Annotated in this window: 16 protein-coding genes; 9 read left to right on the forward strand and 7 right to left on the reverse strand. The window is 71.4% G+C overall.

The features are described from left to right. Positions 1 to 16 precede the first annotated feature (16 nt). Positions 17 to 289, reverse strand: a complete 273-nt coding sequence (gene tgmA / locus P3T29_RS25935; protein ID WP_280719049.1) for a putative ATP-grasp-modified RiPP — start codon at positions 287 to 289, stop codon at positions 17 to 19. Between the two features lie 553 nt (positions 290 to 842). On the opposite strand from tgmA, the gene P3T29_RS25940 reads away from it, so the two are divergent. From P3T29_RS25940 to P3T29_RS25965, 6 genes are all read left to right on the forward strand, one after another. Next, positions 843 to 1,121 carry a hypothetical protein gene (locus tag P3T29_RS25940; RefSeq protein WP_280719050.1) on the forward strand — a complete coding sequence of 93 codons (279 nt, stop codon included), beginning with the start codon at positions 843 to 845 and terminating at the stop codon, positions 1,119 to 1,121. Beyond that, positions 1,090 to 1,590 carry a DUF6879 family protein gene (locus tag P3T29_RS25945; protein ID WP_280719051.1) on the forward strand — a complete coding sequence of 167 codons (501 nt, stop codon included), beginning with the start codon at positions 1,090 to 1,092 and terminating at the stop codon, positions 1,588 to 1,590. The genes P3T29_RS25940 and P3T29_RS25945 overlap by 32 nt, the downstream gene beginning before the upstream one ends. A 4-nt stretch (positions 1,591 to 1,594) precedes the next feature. Beyond that, the gene (locus P3T29_RS25950) at positions 1,595 to 2,446 is read left to right on the forward strand and encodes a helix-turn-helix transcriptional regulator (protein ID WP_280719052.1); all 852 of its coding nucleotides are present in this window, start codon (positions 1,595 to 1,597) and stop codon (positions 2,444 to 2,446) included. A gap of 534 nt (positions 2,447 to 2,980) precedes the next feature. Beyond that, positions 2,981 to 3,271 carry a hypothetical protein gene (locus P3T29_RS25955; RefSeq protein WP_280719053.1) on the forward strand — a complete coding sequence of 97 codons (291 nt, stop codon included), beginning with the start codon at positions 2,981 to 2,983 and terminating at the stop codon, positions 3,269 to 3,271. Then, positions 3,268 to 3,660 carry a hypothetical protein gene (locus tag P3T29_RS25960; RefSeq protein ID WP_280719054.1) on the forward strand — a complete coding sequence of 131 codons (393 nt, stop codon included), beginning with the start codon at positions 3,268 to 3,270 and terminating at the stop codon, positions 3,658 to 3,660. The genes P3T29_RS25955 and P3T29_RS25960 overlap by 4 nt, the downstream gene beginning before the upstream one ends. Before the next feature lie 119 nt (positions 3,661 to 3,779). After that, a complete protein-coding gene (locus P3T29_RS25965; protein ID WP_280719055.1) occupies positions 3,780 to 4,919 on the forward strand; it encodes an MFS transporter in 1,140 nt (379 codons plus the stop codon). Positions 4,920 to 4,938: 19 nt separating this feature from the next. Here P3T29_RS25965 and P3T29_RS25970 read toward each other — a convergent pair whose 3' ends face one another. The 4 genes from P3T29_RS25970 to P3T29_RS25985 all read right to left on the reverse strand — a co-directional run bounded on the left by P3T29_RS25970 (position 4,939) and on the right by P3T29_RS25985 (position 9,768). Further along, on the reverse strand, positions 4,939 to 5,826 hold the full coding sequence (locus P3T29_RS25970; RefSeq protein ID WP_280719056.1) for an alpha/beta hydrolase: 888 nt from the start codon (positions 5,824 to 5,826) through the stop codon (positions 4,939 to 4,941). Positions 5,827 to 6,146: 320 nt separating this feature from the next. After that, positions 6,147 to 7,466 (reverse strand): UDP-glucose/GDP-mannose dehydrogenase family protein, encoded by a 1,320-nt coding sequence (locus tag P3T29_RS25975; protein WP_280719057.1) that lies wholly within the window; start codon positions 7,464 to 7,466, stop codon positions 6,147 to 6,149. 63 nt (positions 7,467 to 7,529) lie between these two features. Next, positions 7,530 to 7,973 (reverse strand): NUDIX domain-containing protein, encoded by a 444-nt coding sequence (locus P3T29_RS25980; protein ID WP_280719058.1) that lies wholly within the window; start codon positions 7,971 to 7,973, stop codon positions 7,530 to 7,532. Between the two features lie 28 nt (positions 7,974 to 8,001). Continuing rightward, a complete protein-coding gene (locus P3T29_RS25985; protein WP_280719059.1) occupies positions 8,002 to 9,768 on the reverse strand; it encodes an asparagine synthase-related protein in 1,767 nt (588 codons plus the stop codon). Between the two features lie 271 nt (positions 9,769 to 10,039). Between P3T29_RS25985 and P3T29_RS25990 the strand changes: the two genes are divergently transcribed. Further along, positions 10,040 to 11,431 carry a sporulation protein gene (locus tag P3T29_RS25990; RefSeq protein ID WP_280719060.1) on the forward strand — a complete coding sequence of 464 codons (1,392 nt, stop codon included), beginning with the start codon at positions 10,040 to 10,042 and terminating at the stop codon, positions 11,429 to 11,431. A 274-nt stretch (positions 11,432 to 11,705) separates the two neighbouring features. Here P3T29_RS25990 and P3T29_RS25995 read toward each other — a convergent pair whose 3' ends face one another. After that, a complete protein-coding gene (locus P3T29_RS25995; RefSeq protein WP_280719061.1) occupies positions 11,706 to 12,527 on the reverse strand; it encodes an SDR family oxidoreductase in 822 nt (273 codons plus the stop codon). Between the two features lie 96 nt (positions 12,528 to 12,623). Between P3T29_RS25995 and P3T29_RS26000 the strand changes: the two genes are divergently transcribed. Both P3T29_RS26000 and P3T29_RS26005 read left to right on the forward strand, forming a co-directional pair. Further along, positions 12,624 to 13,043: a MarR family transcriptional regulator gene (locus P3T29_RS26000; protein WP_280719062.1), complete on the forward strand. Its 420-nt coding sequence runs from the start codon at positions 12,624 to 12,626 to the stop codon at positions 13,041 to 13,043. Between the two features lie 181 nt (positions 13,044 to 13,224). Next, positions 13,225 to 14,325 carry an alpha/beta hydrolase fold domain-containing protein gene (locus P3T29_RS26005; RefSeq protein ID WP_280719063.1) on the forward strand — a complete coding sequence of 367 codons (1,101 nt, stop codon included), beginning with the start codon at positions 13,225 to 13,227 and terminating at the stop codon, positions 14,323 to 14,325. Positions 14,326 to 14,383: 58 nt separating this feature from the next. Here P3T29_RS26005 and P3T29_RS26010 read toward each other — a convergent pair whose 3' ends face one another. Further along, complete coding sequence (locus P3T29_RS26010) at positions 14,384 to 15,682, reverse strand: MFS transporter (protein WP_280719064.1); 1,299 nt, start codon at positions 15,680 to 15,682, stop codon at positions 14,384 to 14,386. Between the last annotated feature and the right edge of the window lie 21 nt (positions 15,683 to 15,703).

The following is a 15,703-nucleotide window of genomic DNA, read 5'->3' on the forward strand; positions in this document are numbered from 1 at the left end:
TCCTACCTCTCGGCGGTTACTGGTCGACGGTGGGCGCGGAGTCGGCGTCGGGCCACTGCTGGTGGTCCGTCGTCGTCGTGTACGACGTGGGGGAGGAGGACTGCGTCGTCATGGACGGCTCGTGGATGAACGGCGTCCCCTCCTCGGTGAGGCTGAGCTGCCGGTCCGGGCACAGCGTCAGCGGCGGGATCACGTCCTCCTCGCGCGAAACGATGGGGACCGCACGGGTGAGGCCGAAAGGACGCACTTGGGGCCCGCCGTGCGGGCGCTCGAGGGTCGTGGTGCTCATGGGGTCCTCCGTTGCTGGTTGGTGCGGTGAGTGGGCGCCTGCCCCAGCAGGGCGCCCGGTCCGTCCAGGTCGCCGGACGGAAATCTGTGGGTGGTGCCGGCCGTACGCGACCGCCGGTGCTGCCCGTTCACGGCCTCGCGCCCGTCCGCAGCTCGAACCAGACGACCTTGCCGGGTGGTGCGTAGGTGACGCCCCACTGGTGGGCGAGCTTGGCGATCATGGAGAGGCCGGCTGGACCGACATCGCCGCCGCAGCCGACCACTACCGGTCACGCCACCGCACTCCTAAAGATCACCTGCTGAGAACGCATCAGCCCTGCCTGGGGGCGTAGTTGTGCCTGGCGGTAGCGCTCATCCTTGGTCACTCTCCTTCACCAGCGAGGTGGGGGTCGAGACAAGACCGTAGGAGCGTCGGCCAGCGACACTCAACGAAGTTGCTCAGAGTTGCTGGAAGTCTCCTGAGAGAGGCTTCGGTGCTGTCGGGTGCTTGACCTCGGGGTAGTCGCGGGGCGAAGGTCAGAGGTGGCATACGGCCGGATCATGGGGGGAGCAACATGCGGCAACACAGCAGCGACGGCGACGACTTAACCGCTACGTTCTTCTGCACGGACCCCAACTCTCAGGGCGGCGTCGAGTGCGAGACGTTCTACGAGACCGACCGTGCCTCTTGGATCGTGCAGCTCAAGAAGCGCGGACCGAAGGTTCGGGATCAGCTCGTCGCATTGGCCGATGACGAGACGTTCGGGGAGATGTCCGGGCGGACCATGGATGTGTTCGTGCGGAAGTACGTCAGGGAGCGCTATGGAATTGATCTCGGCATCACGCCGACTTGAGCTGCTGTTCGGTGAGCCCGCCCAAGAAGTCCGGAAGCTGGAGCTACGGGACTTCTACGAGGTAGACCGCCCACTGTTCGAGGCGTGGCGCTCAGACGACCGTGAGACGGTCGAGGAGACGATGCGTGGGCATCGTGCGTTTCTGGCCGGGAAGGCCGCTCTCGGCTTCCCTTACCGGCGCGTGCGAGTCATCTCCGAGCCGCTCTCGGAGTATCAGCGGATGGCAGTCGAGTTGGCCGACCCCGAGGAAGGTCTTCGGTGGCTTCCCCGCCCTCTCGTGTCGGCGGTGCCGTTGCCGGGGAACGACTGTCTGATCCGGGATGACCTGGTGATCTTCAACCTCATCGGGGGAGACAACCAGCAGACCGAGATCCAGCTCTCAACCGATCCGGACGTGGTCGGTTTCTGCAATGACGCGTTCGAGCGGGCATGGTCGCTCGGTGTCCCCAACGGTAAGTACAAGCCCTGACGACATGTCGGACCAAGAACCATCCGCGTCTGCGAAGCGCGCATTCGGAACCCAGCTCAAGGAACTACGCCGGGACACCAACCTCTCGGGCGTCGAACTCGCGCGGCGCTGCGGTTGGCACAAGACCAAGGTGTCGAAGATCGAGCACGGCACACAGATCCCGACCGAGGACGATATCCGAGCGTGGGCAACGGCCTGCGGCGCCGAAGGGCAGATCCCCGAACTCATCGCGGTGAGTCGTGAGATCGAGCAGATGTGGACCGACTACAGGCGGTGGCACCGACCGGGGATGAAGCGTCTCCAGTTCCAGGCCATGGACCTCTACACGAAGACCAAGCTCCTCCGCGTGTATGAGTCACTGTTCATTCCTGGTTTCCTACAGACAGTCGAGTACGCCAAGGCGCAGTTCACCATCCATGCCAAACTGCACGGTCTACCGTTGGGCGATGTTGGGGAAGCCGCGCAGAACCGCATGGTCCGTAAGCGGTTCCTCGGTACCGGAGCGCCCATATTCTCGTTCATCTTGGAAGCGTCCGCACTGACGAACAACACGGGCGGCGTAGAGGTGATGAACGGCCAACTTGACCACCTACTAGAGGTGATGAAGCTCCAGTACGTGTCCATCGGGATCATCCCCCAAGGCCGGGAGCGGTTGCTCTACCCGGGTGAAGGCTTCTACCTGTTTGACGAGAGCTTGCTCAAGCAAGAGTTCTGGTCGGGGGCGTTCCAGACGTCCAGACCCGAGAACATCACGTACTTCATGCGCGTTTTCGCTGCTCTGCGGGATCAAGCCGTATTCGGCGATGCCGCCCGAAACGAGATCGAGGCGGCCCGTAGCCGTCTTCAAGGGACCTGAGGACGGAAGCCCACGAGTGCCAGATGGGCGGGATGCACCAGGAAGCCGAACCGTCAACTCGGCGGTGTGTCGCTGCAGGTCAGGAGCAAAGAAGGCTGGTGCCCGAGTGGAGAGTTCAAGTCCCCCTCGGACACCAACTGTGAGCCCACGGGTTCCAGCGAAGTGCTGGTTGAGCCTTCGTCCCGCCTGGTGGCTCAGCCAGTGGCGCTGATGACGACGAGGATGAAGTCGGCCGGAACCGCTTTGCCAAATTGGTCCACCTGTCCGAAGGCCACCTCGCGGCCCAGCGTCCGGGACAGGCCGTCGACACCGCCGGTCAGGCACTCGACCTGTACGGGGCCGTGAACTGCCCCCCGTTGGGCTGTCCGCCTGAACCGCTTCCGCGACAACGTGGCCGGTGCCGCCCTTCCCGAGACGGCCGCGTTCGTGGAACGGTACGACTGGCCAAGGGTCCAGCCGCTGACCGCAGTGATCGGCTCCGAGGCCGGACAGACTTGGTACACCACTGGTGTACCAGCGGTGTACGATCGCGGTATGGCTGATGCGACGATCAAGGTCTCCCCTGATACGCGTGACCGGCTGGCCGCTCTCGCGGCGGCCGGCGGTACCACGATCGGCGCCCAGGTGGCTCTGCTGGTGGAGCGGCAGCCCACTGCGGAGCAGATCGCCGAGCAGATCGCCGAGGGCCGCCGGCTGCTGCGGGAGCACTTCGGGATGACCCTCACCGACGCGGAACTGGACCAGGGCCCGGACCTGCTGCAGCGGGTCTACGGCATCGCCGCGGCCGACACGCGCGCCAAGGTCGCCCCCCGGCGCAGCGCGTGATCATCCTGGATTCCAGCGCCCTGGCCGCGCTGGCCGCCGACCACCCGCGCCTGCACCGGATCGTGGACTCCGCCCTGCGCAGCCCGTTCCAGCATCTGCTGGTTCCGGTGCTGTGCCTGGTCGGGGCCGAGATCAAGGACGAGGGCGCGGCGCACGCGGTCCTGGCGCTGCCCGCGCTCGAGTTCGAGCCCCTGGACGCGAGTACCGCCGTGCTGGTGGCGACCATGGTCCGCGACGGGTACGGCGGCCAGGATCTGGCCCACGCCATCACCACGAGCCTGCCCACCCCGGCGCGTCCGCTGCAGCACCTGATCCTGACGGCCCGTCCGGAGCTGTATCCGCCCGGGATCGCCACCGTCGACATCGACGACCCCCGCCTGGAGCCGTAGGTGCCGCACGCACCACACGGCCCTCCGGGTTCTGGGCGACCGGACCGCTGAACTCGCAGTCGCAGCCTGACCTGCCGCCGGAGGTCGGTCCCGGGCCGGGACCGGTCGGTCAGGCAGTCGTGGCGGATGCGCCGGCCAGGAGTTCGCAGTCGTCGAAGTTCATGCAGCCGCAGGCCAGGCAGGCGGCGACCGCTTCGCGCAGCCGCTGGGTCTGCTGGATGACCTGGTCGATCGGCTGTATCCCCCTCGCCCGGGCGATCGGTGTACTCCACCCCGCGCTCTACCTCGCGCTGCTGGCCGGCTCGTCCCTGCTGCACGCCTGGGGCGGCAGCGCGAAGTACGCCCTGGCCGCCCAGGTCCGCCCCGCCGAACAGCGCCTGGCGGCCAACTCGCTGCTCAGTACGAGCGCCTGGGTGTCCACGATCGTCGGCCCGGCGCTCGCCGGAGTCCTGGCGGCAGCCGTCACCCCGGCCTGGATCATCGGCCTGGACGCCCTGTCCTTCGCCGTACTGGCCGTACGCGCCGGGCGCCTGGGCGGGCCGGGCCGCAAGGCGCCGCCAGGACGTCCGGCCGGGCCGCCGGCCGGGTCACCGCCCGGTGCCGTGCCCGGCGCGGGCCTGCGCGTCCTGCGTGCCCGGCCCGAACTGCTCGGCCTGCTCGCGGTGACCTGGCTGTTCAACCTGTTCTACGGGCCCGTCGAAGTCGCGCTGCCGCTCTTCGTCGGTGAGGACCTCCACGCCGGCGCGGGTGTCCTCGGCCTTTACCGGGCGGCCTTCGGCATCGGGGCGGTCACGGGCGCGCTGGCCGTCGGCGCCCTGCGGCGACTGCCGCTGTGGCCGGTCCTGCTGGGCATCGTCGCCGGTCAGGGGCTGGCCATGCTGCCCTTCGGACTCCACGCGCCGGCCGGGTTCTCCCTCGCGGGTTTCGCCCTGGGCGGTGTGATCTACGGTCCGTACAGCGCCTTGGCCTTCAACCTGTTCCAGGACCTCACCCCGGCGGCCGCGTTGACCACCGTCCTCGCCCTGCGCGCAGCCGTCCTCCTGACGGCGTCACCTGTGGGCGCAGCGCTGGGCGGGCCGCTCACCGTCGCCCTGGGGCCCCGCCGGGTCCTGGCCGGCACGGGCATCGCCATGGTCATCGTCGCGGCCTGCGCCACGGCGCTGTGGCTGCGAAGGACGAAGACGGCACCGGGTCCGCGCCACCCTCCCGCCGGACCGACGGCACCCCGCGAGCCGGTCTGCGGGAGTGTCGCCGGCTGACCCGTCGGCTGACCCGCCGTCAGCTCCGCGTCAGCTCCGGCCACCGGGCTGCCTGGCGGCTGCCGGTGCCCGCGAGGTGGGCGAGGAGCAGCGGGTTGACCTGGTCGGCGTTGGCCTCGGGGAGCCAGTGGGGGGCACCCTCCAGGGGGACGAAGCGGTAGGGCGCCTTGACGTACTCGGCCGTCAGCTCGGCTGCCTCGCGGCCGAGCGCCTGGTCCTCGGTGCCCCAGACGTAGAGGGTGGGCACAGTGATGTCTCCGGCGGGCACCCGCAGATCCTCGCTGATCGCCCGGTACCAGTTGAGTCCGCCGGTGAGCGCGCCCTGGGTGAGCCTGCGGACGTTGGACTCGACCTGCTGCTGGGACAGTGCGCCCCGGTAGATCGCGTGCAGCGCGGCCGCGTCGTCCGCGAGCATGCCCTGCTCGGCCACGTGGCCGGGGAGGCGGAAGTGCCGGATGTACTGGGAGCGTTCCTGCTGGCCGCCGCCGCTGTTCAGGGCGCGGTACAGGGCGAGCGGGTGCGGGGTGGCGAGCACGGAGAGCGTGTGCAGCCGCTCGGGGTGGGCGGCGGCCAGTGCCCAGGCGACCAGGCCGCCCCAGTCGTGCGCGACCAGGTGGAAGCGCTGCGCGCCGAGGGCGTCGGCGAAGCCGAGTACGTCCGAGATCAGTTTCTCGACGGCGTACTCCTCGACGGCCTCGGGGCGGGCGCCGGGGGAGTAGCCGCGCTGGTCCACGGCGACGGCCCGGTAGCCGGCCTCGGCGAGGGCGTGGATCTCCTCGGTCCAGCAGTCCGCGAACTCGGGGAAGCCGTGCAGCAGCAGGACGAGTTCACCGTCGGCGGGACCGGCGGTCAGGGCGTCGAAGGTGTGGGGGCCGACCACAAGTCGGGTGGCGGTCACGGTGGGCATGGGGTAAATCCTGTCAGTCGGGCGTCATATGACGGAGTCTCCGGTCCGTCAGCACTTCGTTCACTATCCGGTACGCGCACCGGTGGCCGGACGGCAGGGGCCGCCACCGGCGCGGTGCGATCGCCGGCGGGCGCTCCCGATGAACCCGGCCCGCGCGGGAGGGGTCAGCTGAGGCGTTCCCTGAGCTGGGCGCTGACCGCACACAGCACGCGGAGCGGGGCCGGCCACCATGGCCGGCCCCGCTCCCCGTGCGCCGCACCGGGCACTGGCAGCCAGTGTCCGAAAATTCGCCGCAGTGGTGGACCTTGCCTTTTCCCTGGTCAGGGGCGTCCGAGTGCTCGGTAGGTCCAGCCTGCCGCCCGCCAGCGGACGGGGTCGAGGGTGTTGCGGCCGTCGATAACACGGGGAGCGGCGACGCGGGCGGCGAGGGAGCCGGGGTCGATACTGGTGAACTCGGGCCACTCGGTCAGGTGCAGCAGCAGGTCGGTGTTCTGGGCGGCGGCGGCCGGGTGGTCGGCGTATTCGAGCTGTGGGTGGGCCTTGCGGGCGTTGTCCATCGCCTTCGGGTCGAACACGGTGACGGTGGCGCCGCGCTGGTGCAGGGCCTGGGCGACGGCCAGGGCCGGGGAGTCGCGGATGTCGTCGGTGTCGGGCTTGAACGCGGCGCCCCAGACGGTGATCCGCTTGCCCTTGATGACGCCGTCGCACTGCTCGAAGGCGAGGTCGACCATGCGTTCGCGGCGCCGGTTGTTGATGGCGTCGACCTCGCGCAGGAAGGTCAGGGCCTGGTCGACGCCGAGTTCGCCGGCGCGGGCCATGAAGCCGCGAATGTCCTTGGGCAGGCAGCCGCCGCCGAAGCCTAGGCCGGGCCGCAGCCCCCGGCGGCCGATCCGGATGTCGTGGCCGAGCGCCTCGGCCAGCAGTTGGACATCGGCGCCGGCGGTCTCGCAGACCTCGGCCATGGCGTTGATGAAGGAGATCTTGGTGGCGAGGAAGGCGTTCGCGGCGGACTTCACGAGTTCGGCGGTGGCCAGGTCGGTGACGATGGTCGGCGTTCCGGCTTCGATGATCTTGCCGTAGGCCTGGCGGAGTACTTTCTCGGCGCGGGTGTTCTCGCTGGTGAAGCCCATAACAATGCGGTCGGGGTGCAGGGTGTCCTCGACCGCGTGGGACTCGCGCAGGAATTCGGGGTTCCAGCAGACCTCGACCTGGTCGCCCGCCGGGGCGAACTCGCGCAGGATGTCGATGACCTGGGGCGCGGTGCCGACCGGAACGGTGGACTTCCCGACGATCACGGCCGGGCCGCGCAGGCGGGGCGCGAGTTGGCGGACGGCGGCGAACAGGTGAGTGAGGTCGTAGGCCATCTCGCCGGGCTTCTGGGGGGTGCCGACGCCGATGAAGTGCAGGTCGGCGAAGGCGGCGGCCTCCGGGTAGGAGGCGGTGAACCTGAGCCGACCGGTGGCGGTGTGCTTGGCCAGCAGCGGGTCCAGGTTGGGCTCGTAGAACAGGGCCCGGCCCTGGCTGAGGGCAGTGACCTTGTCCGGGTCGATGTCCAAGCCGAGGACCTGGTGGCCGAGTTCGGCCATCGCGGCGGCGTGGGTCGCGCCCAGGTAGCCGCAGCCGATTACGGTGAGCTTCACGAAGCTTGTCCTTCCGGAAGGGGGGTGGGTGCTGCCCGGCCCACCCCCCTGGAGGACCGGGGGTCAGGCGGGCCGGGCGGCGAGGTAGCGGTGGATGCCGTCGCGGACGAACGGCGGGATGGTCAGGACGGTCAGGTGCTCGGGGTCGAAGAACTGGAGCTTGACGCCCTCGGCGAGCGGCAGTGCGGTTTCGTCGCCGTCCCAGGAGCCGGCGAAGAAGGTGATGATCTGCCCGGAGCCGAAGGAGTCCTTGACCTCGAACAGCTCGACCAAAGTGCTGTCGGGGGTAAGGCCGGCTTCCTCGTCGAGCTCCCGGACGATCGCCTCGGCCGGGCGCTCGCCGGGGTCGCAGCCGCCTCCGAGCAGGCTCCAGTGGTCGGGCCAGGCGATGCTGCCCAGGTCGTCGCGCAGGTGCATGAGGAACTGGCCATGCCGGTTGGCGATGATCGCGACCGCGCCGCGCGGCTCGGCGGCGGACGGCTCGTCGGGGAGAGTTGGGGAGTCCATCCGCCCACCGTAATGACCTGACGGAGGGTCATGCGGCAGCCCTCACCCGTTGGTCGGAGAACCAGGCGGCCGCCATCAGAGCCTGCATCCGGGTCCGGTCGAACCGCCCACCCGGCTTCAGGCCGCCTTCCAGCAGCGGCCGCAGACCGCGCGGGGCCTCGGCGAGGGCGGTGGTGATGTGCGCGGTCGCCCACGGCTCCAGCGGGCCGCTGAGCCAGCTGGGGACCGGTGAGGCGAAGCCGAGCTTGTCCCGGCTGCCCCAGACCTCCGGCGGCAGCCCGAGGGCCTTGGCGGCGTCCCGCAGGATCCGCTTGCCCGCCGCCGGATCGGCGATCTTGTGCTCGACCGGGAGGCGGTAGGAGAACTCGACCAGGTCCCGGGCCAGGAACGGCGAGCGTCGCTCCAGGGCGAACGCGGAGGCGAGCTTGTCCGAGGTCATCACCAGCGGCCGCCAGGCAGTCGCCAGGTCCGCCAAGGTCAGTCCCCGGGCCAGGTCACCGCCGGCCCGCTCCAGGGCGTCGGCGACCAGCTCGCGGGCCCGGCCGTCGGGGTCGGTGCCCCGCAGGATCAGCCGGACGATCGCCTCCGCCGCCCCCAGGGGCTGGTCAGCGGTGTGCAGGAGCTTGGAGGCCAGCGGCCGGTAAGCCTCCAGACCTGCCGTCAGCACTGCATCGGGGCCGAACAGGACGAGCGCGTGGCGGACGTAGCCCATCAGGAACTCGTCCGGGCCCAGCCCGCCGACCACCACCCGAAGGCCGCGCTCGGCGACCGCCCGGTAGGCCATGTGCTCGGAGAACGTGGACGCGTTGCCCATCGGGTAGTCCAGCGCGGCCATGATCTCCGGCAGCGACCGCGTGAAGTCGTCGATCGTCGGCTCGATCACCAGCAGCTCGGCACCGATGTCCCGGGCTACGACAGCGGCGAGCTTCGACTCGTCCAGCCGGCCCTGGCCCGGGTAGCGCACTGTCACGCAGACCGGCGGACGCATGAGATAGGCCAGCACCGACGAGTCCAGCCCACCCGAGAGCAGGAGGGCGAAGTCCCCTCCCGGGGCCCGTAGCGGAATGCGGTCGGCCAGCAGGACCGAGAACCGGGCCAGCGCGGTGCGGTAGTCGCCCTGCCAGGGCTCCAAGCCCTCCAGGCTCCACCAGCTCTGCTGGTCCAGCGAGCCGGTGGCGACGTCGAAGGCCAGCAGGGTGGCCGGGGCGAGGAGCTGGATGCCCTGGAACGGGGTGTCGACGCCGGTCGGCGTCTCGATGGAGAGCATCTCGGGGCGGACGACCAGCGGTGCGGTGCCGTAGCCGGTCAGGGTGGTGACCTCGGAGGCGAACGCGAGCCGCCCGCCGTCCAGCCGCCAGTAGAGGGGCTTCTCGCCGAGCCTGTCCCGGGCCAGGAACAGCCGGCCCTCGCGCGGGTCGTAGGCGGCCAGGGCGAACATGCCGTCCAGCCCGTCCAGGCAGGCGGGGCCGAGCTTGGCCCAGGCCCGCAGCACCAGGTGGGCGTCCGTCTCACCCGGCTCCAGTCCGATGCCCCAGGCCACGGCCTGCTGCCGGTAGTTGTAGATCTCGCCGTTGAACGTCAGCAGCACCCCGGTGGCCTGGTCCCGGTAGGGGCCGGGCTGGGCGGTGCGGTCGACGATCAGAAGGGTGTTCATGGACAGCACCGCCCGGCCGTCGGCCGAGGCGAGCTGTCGGGTGCCGTCAGGCCCGCGATGGTGCTGGGCCAGTCCCATCGCGGCGACGGTGCTCTCGTGCCTTACGGCGTCCGGTCCGGCCAGTCCTGCGATTCCGCACATCTGCCTTCACCCCCGAGAGTGAATCGGTGGAGGCCCCCGCCGGGAGGTAGTGCCCCAGGTCCCGGCGGGGGCCCGGAACACCAGACAACCGCGCGGCGGCGGACAGGGTCAGGGCTCGCAGGGGGGCTCACAACTCGCGAAACCGGTTCACCGCGAGCGGCGAAGGCAATACCCTCGGTGATCCGGCGTCAGATGCCGGGCGTACGACTTCTCGTGCCCAGTCGAGTACCAAACCGCCGCAGACCCGTGCGGGACTCATGAGGGGGACGCTGTGGCGTCGACCACCCGCCGGACCAGGCCACCGAACGCGGACCTGGCCCGGATGATCGAGATGTGCGGCGGCGCCAGCCACAAATCGCTGGCCCACCGCGTGAACCAGCTCGCCCACGAAGCCGGGCTGACCACGAATTACACGCACACCTCGGTCGCCAACTGGTGCCGCCGGGGCATGGTCCCCGACTGGCCCGTGCCCAAGCTCCTGGCCCAGGCGATCGGCGGGCGGCTCGGGCGGCCCGTGCAACTGGCAGAGATCGGCATGGCGGACGCCGAGACACCGGACGCCGATGTGGGGTTGGATTTCCCGCGAGACCCCGCCGACGCCGTGCGCGTCGCCACTTCGTTCTGGAGTTCCGTGAACCGCCGCGACTTCCTCACCGGATCCAGCTTCGCCGTCTCCGCGTTCGCCACGCCCGTCACCCGCTGGCTGGTTACCCCCGCCGACGAGACCGCCGCCCACCGTGGCAGCGTGCGCGTGGGCGCCGCCGACCTCGACGAGCTGCGGGACGCGGCCGGCGACGCCCGCCGCTGGGACTCGAAGTACGGTGGCGGGAACTGGAAGGCCAACTCCGTCACCGCCTGCCTGCAGGAGCGGGCCGTCCCGTTGCTGAACGGCTCGTTCAGCGACAGCGTCGGCCGCGAGCTGTTCTCGGTGACCGCCGAGCTCTCCCGGCTGGCCGGCTGGACCGCCTTCGACGTCGGCCAGCACGACGCCGCCCAGCGGCACTTCATCCAGGCCCTCCGTCTCGCCCGGGCCGGCGGCGACGTCCAGCTCGGCTGCTACGTGCTGACCACCATGGCGATGCAGACACTGCTGCGCGGCTTCGCCGGTGAGGCCATCGACATGACCCAGGGCGCCTTCCAACGGGCCAAACACGAAGCGGCACCACGGGTGCTGGCCTTCACCAAGCTCATCGAGGCCCGCGCTCACGCCCGCGACAACAATGCCAAAGCGGCCTCCGCCGCGCTGTCCGCCTCCGAAACCCTCCTCGGCCAGGCCCGCGACGGTGGCGAGGAACCCACTTGGATCGACTTCTACCACCACGCCCGGCTCTCCGCCGACGCCGCCGAAATCTTCCGCGACCTCAAGAACCCCAAGGCCGCCCTGACGTGGAACGCACAGGCCGCCGCCATGCCGCCTGGGGTGTTCACCCGCTCCGTTGGGATGCGGCTGGCGATCGTGGGGACCGCCCACCTCCAGGACCGCGACCTCGACCACGGGCTGCAACTGGGCCACCAGGCCGTCGACATCCTCGCCCGCGTCCAGTCCAGCCGGGCCCTGGACTACGTCCGCGAGTTCAACACCGCCCTCACCCCCTGGCGCCGCGAACCCCGCGTCGCCGAGTTCCTCCACCGCGCCCGCACCGAACTCGCAATCGCAGCCTGACCTGCGGTCAGAGGACAATCCGGGCCGGGACGAGTCGGTCCACGGGCATGTGAGGCACCACCTTTCCCCCGGCGGTGTGTGCCCGGGGGCACGGGGCGGACAGGGCGGTTCGTCCCCCTGCCTCGCATCGTGCGGTCACGGTGCGGATGCCGCGACCGGGGACGGGCGGACGGGAGACGGGGTCAGGGGCGCAGGACCAGCCGGATCGGGTCGCCCTCTTCGGTGTGCAGGCGCTGGACGGCCCTGTCTCCTCCGAGCGGTGATGGGGCGGTGGTCAGCGGACCCAGCCGCCGGTCATCGCCTGCACGGCCGAGCCGTCGCCGTCCGCGAGCTTCACGGCGGTGAACGCGCGCGCGGCCTGCGAGGTCTGCACCCGGAAGGCGGGCCGCTCGCTCTCCAGCAGCTCGACGATCGGGGCTGCCGCCTCCTGCGGCGTCTGCGCGGCGGCGAAGGCCTCGCGGACGCGGGCCAGGTAGCCGGCCAGCGCGGGCGCGTACGGGCCGGCCTGCTCCACCAGCGCGTCGCGGCCGCCCAGGTTGCTGATGAACTCGCTGGCCACCGCACCCGGCTCGACCACGCTGACGGCCACCCCGACCGTCGCCGCGACCGGCGCGAGGGACTCCATGAAGCCCTCGACGGCGAACTTGGCCGCGCAGTACGCCTCGTTGAACGGCTGGCCGACCACGCCGCCGATGCTGGTCACGGTCAGCACGCGGCCCTTGCTCTCCCGCAGCAGGGGCAGCGCCGCCTTGGTGACGTGCAGGACGCCGAAGAAGTTGACCTCCATGACGGTGCGCACGTCCTCGATGCTCTGCTGCTCCAGCGTGCCGGCGTGGCCCGCACCGGCGTTGTTGACCAGCGCGTCCAGGCGGTCCAGGCCGGCCAGGCAGGCCACGACCGAGGCCTGGTCGGTCACGTCCAGCGCGCGGACCTCGACGGCCACCCCGGCCTCCTCGGCCGCCGCGAGCAGCGCGCCCGCCTTGGTGGTGTCGCGCATGGTGGCGACGACGTGCCAGCCGCTCCGCGCGGCGGCGACGGCGGTCGCCAGGCCGATGCCGGAGGAGGTGCCGGTGATCAGGACGGTCTTGGTGCTCATGGTTCCAGGTCCTTTGCTTATGACTCATAACTACTATAGTCCATAACTATGCGTCCCGATATTTCACCTTGTCAAGCACATCGGTAGAGTGGACCCATGCCCAAGTCACCGAACGAGCTGACCGGGGAGGTCATCAGCCTCTTCGCCGCCGTCAACCGCCGCTACGCCCAGGAGTCCGAGGCCGCCGCCGCCACCCACGAGCTGACCCCGCTCCAGGCCAAGGCCCTGCTCGCCACCGAGGACCCGGTCCCGATGCGCCGCATCGCCGACCGCCTGCACGCGGAGCCCTCCAACGTCACCGCGATCATCGACCGCCTGGAGTCCCGCGGCCTGGTCGGGCGCAGCCCCGACCCGGGCGACCGCCGCGTCAAACTCGTCGCCGCCACCGCAGCCGGACGCACCGTCATCGCCGACCTCCGCGCCCGCATGCCCTTCGCCGCCGCCCCCCTGGACCGGCTCACCACCCACCAGCGCGAGTCCCTGCGCGAGCTGCTGCAACTGATGCTCGACACCTGACGCCTGACGCCGGCCAGGCCGTCGGGACGGGACGGGACGCGAAGTCCGGACGTTCGGGCGGCCTCCGCCCGGCAGGTGGTTGACTACGCCACATGGACTCTCGCGCGAGCGTTCCCCACCTGTACGGACGCGCTGACGGGCTGTTCCGGCCGGTGTTCCCGCACCCGGCGGACGGCCGGTCATGAGCGCCGCCGGCAGGCCGCCGGAGCCCGGCCGGGCCCCGACGGCCTGGGGCGCGCCCCCCTTCGACCCCGAACTGAGCGCGGCGCTGGCGGCTCTGGGGCACGAGGCGAGGGAGCCGTTCACCCCGGAGAACCTGGCGGCCCGGCAGCAGCGGGACGCCGCCGCCCGGCCCAGGCCGACGCTCCGGGACCTGCGGGCCGACGGCCGCTTCGAGGTGGAAGAGCTACGGGTGCCCGGAGCGCCGGGCGGGCCGGACGTCACGCTCGTGAGCGCGCGGCCCGCCGGGCTCGCCGGGCCGCTGCCGCTGCTGTACTACATGCACGGCGGCGGAATGATCATGGGCAATGCGTGGTCCGTACTCCCGCAGCTGCTCCGCGAATGGGCCCTCCCGCTGGAGCTGGCCGTCATCTCCGTCGAGTACCGGCTGGCACCGCACGCGCAGTATCCCGGACCGCTGGAGGACTGCTACGCCGGACTCCGCTGGGTGGCCGAGCACGCGGTTGGACCGGGCACCGACCCGGGCGCCGACCCGGGCACCGGCCTGGGCATCGACGCGGACCGCATCATCATCGGAGGAAAGAGCGCCGGCGGCGGACTCGCCGCAGCACTCGCCCTGCTCACCCGCGACCGGGGCGGACCCACGCCGATCGGGCAGCTCCTCCTGTGCCCGATGCTCGACGACCGCGGCGACACCTTCTCCAGCCACCAGCTGGCCGGCCTCGACACCTGGGACCGGACCTCCAACGCGACCGCGTGGCAGGCGCTGCTGGGCGACCGGTACGGCGCCGCGGACCTGCCGCCCTACGCGGCTCCCGCCCGCGCCACGGACCTGTCCGGGCTGCCCCCCGCCTACATCGAGGTCGGGTCGGCCGAGACCTTCAGGGACGAGGACGTGGCCTACGCCGACGCGATCTGGCAGGCCGGCGGCCAGGCCGAACTGCACGTGTGGCCCGGCGCCTTCCACGGCTTCGACACCTTCGCACCGCTGGCAGCTCTCAGTCAGGACGCCCGCAACGCCCGTTCCCGCTGGCTCCGGCGCATCCTCGTACAGTCCGACAGGTATCAGTCTGCGATGGGGCTGCGCAGCCCGATCGCGTGACGGCGGCGGCGGTGGCGGCGGTGGCGGTGGTGGCGGCGGTGGTGGCCGTGACGGCCCGTCAGGCGCGGCTCGGCTCCGGTGCCGGCTCCGGCTCGGGGAGCTGAGCTGCCGCGCGGCGGGGGAGCAGCAGCGGGGTCGCCAGCAGGAGTACGCCGGCCAGGCCGATGGCCGTACGCGGGCCGAGCAGGACGCCCAGCCCGCCCCAGGCGGCCGTCAGGAGCGCGGTCGAGGCCTTGGTCGTCACGGCCCAGGCGGACAGTGTGCGGGTGACCCGGCCGGTCGCGGTGCGCTGGAGGCGGTAGGTGGCGTAGACGGGGTTGAAGACCCCGCAGCAGGAGATGAGCCCGAGCTCGACGCCCATCACCAGCAGCAGCCCGCCGGTGCCCGGCCGCACGAAGGCCAGGCCGACGGGCCAGAGCGCGCGCAGCGCCCCGGTCACGGCCAGGACCCGGTGCTGCCCGAACCGGGTGACGAGCGGCCCGGCCAGCCGCGAGCCGAGCAGCCCGCCGATCGAGGGCGCGGCGAAGGCGAGGCCGTACTGCCACGGCGTGAACCCGAGCCGGCCGAGCATCAGGACGGCCAGCAGCGGCTCGGTGGCCATCACCAGGCCGTTGAACAGGGCGGTGTTGAGGAACAGCGGACGCAAGCCCCGGTCGGCGAGGATGTACCGCCAGCCGTCGAGCAGGTCCCCGGCGCGCATGCGCGCGGCCTCCCGGCACCCGGGCGGCGGCTCGGGCCGCTGCCCGGGCCCGCCCGTCGCGCGGATGCCGAGAGCCGAGAGCAGGTAGCTGACCGCGTCGGCCACCACCGTCGCCACCGGACCGAGGAGCCCGATCGCCACGCCGCCCAGCGGCGGTCCGATGATCGTGGTCGTCCAGGCCGTGGACTCGAACCGGGCGCCTGCGACGAGCAGGTCCTCGGCCGGCAGCAGGGTCTTCAGGTACGCGCCGGAGGCGGCGCGGAAGGTGATGTCGGCCGCCGCGACGACGACCGAGACCAGCAGGAGCTGGAGGAAGGTGAGCACGCCGAGCGCGTAGGCGGTGGGGATCGTGAGCAGCGCCGCGAACCGCACCAGGTCCATCGTGATCAGCACCGGCCGCTTGCGGCGGAACTCCACCCACGGGCCGAGCGGCACCGCCACGGCCGCGCCCACCGCGGCCCCCACCGAGGAGAGCGCGGCGACCTCGGCCGGTCCGGCGTGCAGCACCCGGACGGCGATCAGCGGGAACGCGCCGAAGGCGAGCCAGGTGCCGAGCGCGCTGGTCCCGTACGCTCCCCAGAGCCACCCGAACCGCCGCCCCAGCCGAGGTCCGAGCAGAGGTCCGAGCAGCTGTCCCCGCCGGTGCCCGCTCTTCATGCCCGATCCCCCCGCCACTCA

Source organism: Kitasatospora sp. MAP5-34, from assembly GCF_029894335.1.
GTDB lineage: Bacteria > Actinomycetota > Actinomycetes > Streptomycetales > Streptomycetaceae > Kitasatospora.

Bases quoted from the DNA above. Each gene is read 5' to 3' on its own strand.
- P3T29_RS26000 (WP_280719062.1), top strand. From the start codon at position 12,624: ATGCCCAAGTCACCGAACGAGCTGACCGGGGAGGTCATCAGCCTCTTC.
- P3T29_RS25940 (WP_280719050.1), top strand. From the start codon at position 843: ATGCGGCAACACAGCAGCGACGGCGACGACTTAACCGCTACGTTCTTC.
- P3T29_RS25970 (WP_280719056.1), bottom strand. From the start codon at position 5,826: ATGCCCACCGTGACCGCCACCCGACTTGTGGTCGGCCCCCACACCTTC.
- tgmA (WP_280719049.1), bottom strand. From the start codon at position 289: ATGAGCACCACGACCCTCGAGCGCCCGCACGGCGGGCCCCAAGTGCGT.
- P3T29_RS25955 (WP_280719053.1), top strand. From the start codon at position 2,981: ATGGCTGATGCGACGATCAAGGTCTCCCCTGATACGCGTGACCGGCTG.
- P3T29_RS26005 (WP_280719063.1), top strand. From the start codon at position 13,225: ATGAGCGCCGCCGGCAGGCCGCCGGAGCCCGGCCGGGCCCCGACGGCC.
- P3T29_RS25985 (WP_280719059.1), bottom strand. From the start codon at position 9,768: ATGTGCGGAATCGCAGGACTGGCCGGACCGGACGCCGTAAGGCACGAG.
- P3T29_RS26010 (WP_280719064.1), bottom strand. From the start codon at position 15,682: ATGAAGAGCGGGCACCGGCGGGGACAGCTGCTCGGACCTCTGCTCGGA.
- P3T29_RS25980 (WP_280719058.1), bottom strand. From the start codon at position 7,973: ATGGACTCCCCAACTCTCCCCGACGAGCCGTCCGCCGCCGAGCCGCGC.
- P3T29_RS25995 (WP_280719061.1), bottom strand. From the start codon at position 12,527: ATGAGCACCAAGACCGTCCTGATCACCGGCACCTCCTCCGGCATCGGC.
- P3T29_RS25945 (WP_280719051.1), top strand. From the start codon at position 1,090: ATGGAATTGATCTCGGCATCACGCCGACTTGAGCTGCTGTTCGGTGAG.
- P3T29_RS25950 (WP_280719052.1), top strand. From the start codon at position 1,595: ATGTCGGACCAAGAACCATCCGCGTCTGCGAAGCGCGCATTCGGAACC.